Consider the following 2,081-nt stretch of genomic DNA (forward strand, 5'->3'; position numbering starts at 1 on the left):
ATCGGTGCCGCGGTCAGCGCGGTGGCCGGCCGGCTGCAGGCCGCGGCCGTCGTCGCCTACACCAGCTCGGGCTGTTCGGCGCTGCGCGTGGCCCGCGAGCGGCCGCCGGCAGCAGTGATCGGCATGACCCCGCACGCGGCCACGGCCCGCCGGCTGACGCTGGTCTGGGGCGTGCACGCCGTGCTCTGCGCCGATGTGACCGACGTCAGCGGCATGAGCGAACTCGCCTGCACGACGGTGCGCCGCGAAGGCTACGGCCGGCCGGGGCAGCCGGTGGTGATCGCCGCCGGCATGCCGTTCGGCACTGCCGGTAGCACCAACCTGCTGCACATCGCCGAACTCGTCTGAGTCTCGGCCTTGCGGACCTGATCCGCCACCGATCCGAAACAGGAACAGAAACAGGAACCTTCAGCATGACCACGATCCAGCAGGTTCACGGCTTCGAAATCCTCGATTCGCGCGGCAATCCCACCGTCGCGGCCCAGGTCGTGCTCGCCGACGGCAGCCGCGGCTTCGCCGCCGCACCCTCCGGGGCTTCCACCGGCTCGCAAGAGGCGCTGGAGCTGCGCGACGGCGATGCCCGCCGCTACCTCGGCCGCGGAGTGACCCGCGCGGTCGGTCACGTCAACGGCGAGATCAGCCGCGCCCTGGGCGGCCGCGATGCCGGCGACCAGACCGGCATCGACCGCTGCCTGATCGAGCTCGACGGCACGCCCGACAAGTCACGCCTCGGTGCCAACGCGCTGCTGGCCGTGTCGCTGGCGAGCGCCCGCGCCGCGGCCGCCGCTGCGGATCTGCCACCGTATCGCTGCCTGAACGGCGCACAGACGCAGTTCCATCTGCCGGTGCCGATGATGAACATCGTCAACGGCGGCGTGCATGCCGCCAACAGCATCGACCTGCAGGAATTCATGATCCTGCCGGTCGGAGCCGCGAGCTTCGCCGAGGCGCTGCGCTGGGGCACGGAGGTGTACCACGCGCTGAAGAGCCGGCTTGCGCGCCTCGGCCTGGCGACGGCGGTCGGCGACGAGGGCGGCTTCGCGCCGGACCTGCCTTCGAGCGAGGCCGCGCTGGAGCAGCTGATGGCCGCGATCGAACAGGCCGGCTTCCGGCCCGGTACCGACATCGGCCTTGGTCTTGACCTCGCGAGCACCGAGTTCCACCACGACGGACGCTACGTGCTCGCCTCGGAGCAGCGCTCGTTCGATGCGGCCGGCTTCGTCGATCATCTGGCCTATCTGGCCGACAGCTATCCGATCCTCAGCATCGAGGACGGCATGGCCGAGGACGACCACGAGGGCTGGCGATTGCTGACCGCGCGCCTCGGCGATCGCGTGCAGCTGGTCGGTGATGATCTGTTCGTGACCAACACACGGCTGCTGCGCCGTGGCATCGACGCAGGCCTTGCCAACGCCATCCTGATCAAGCCGAACCAGATCGGCACGCTGAGCGAAACCCTGGCCGCCATCGCGATGGCCGAGGCGGCCGGCTACGGCGCCGTGATCTCGCATCGCTCCGGCGAAACCGAGGACACGACGATCGCCGATCTCGCGGTCTGCACCACCGCCACGCAGATCAAGACCGGCGCGCCGTGTCGCAGCGACCGCGTGGCCAAATACAACCGCCTGCTGCTGATCGAGGCCGAACTCGGTGCTGAGGCGCGTTACCGGGGCCGCAGCGCGTTCTGCGGCATGCCCCGGTATCCGCTGGCCGTCGACTGAGCCGCTGACGCTGCGGCTGCGAGCCGTGCGCAGCATTCCCGGTAGCGGGCCGCAGGCATCGGAGCATGCCTGCGGTGCCGGCAGCGGGCGCAGGGGCGGGCAGGCCGGCACTGCGCCTCATCTTACGAGTCCGGACGATCATTCACCCGCTCGCCGACGATTTTTATTCTTTCAGAATCATATGGGTAATGATTCAAAACCTGGTCCGGACCGGGCCGGAGAAGCTGTCCGGAAGCTTGCCGGAACTCGTGCCTGCGGCGGCGACGGCAGGCGTTAAAGGCCTTTTATCCTTGGTTTTTCACCCGCTTGCGATTTTTCGTACTCGTCATACAGCTCAGCGAGCCGGGTGCGCAGGAAATC

General features: G+C 68.8%; 2 protein-coding genes. Both read left to right on the forward strand.

Annotated features, from left to right (window positions below; all coding sequences use genetic code 11):
* A partial coding sequence (locus tag PKE44_RS18695; RefSeq protein WP_324554243.1) for a pyruvate kinase alpha/beta domain-containing protein occupies positions 1-348 on the forward strand: 348 nt, incomplete at its 5' end.
* A gap of 65 nt (positions 349-413) precedes the next feature.
* Positions 414-1,721: a phosphopyruvate hydratase gene (gene eno, locus PKE44_RS18700; protein WP_324554245.1), complete on the forward strand. Its 1,308-nt coding sequence runs from the start codon at positions 414-416 to the stop codon at positions 1,719-1,721.
* Positions 1,722-2,081 lie beyond the last annotated feature (360 nt).

This window comes from Plasticicumulans sp., from assembly GCF_035331805.1.
GTDB lineage: Bacteria > Pseudomonadota > Gammaproteobacteria > Competibacterales > Competibacteraceae > Plasticicumulans.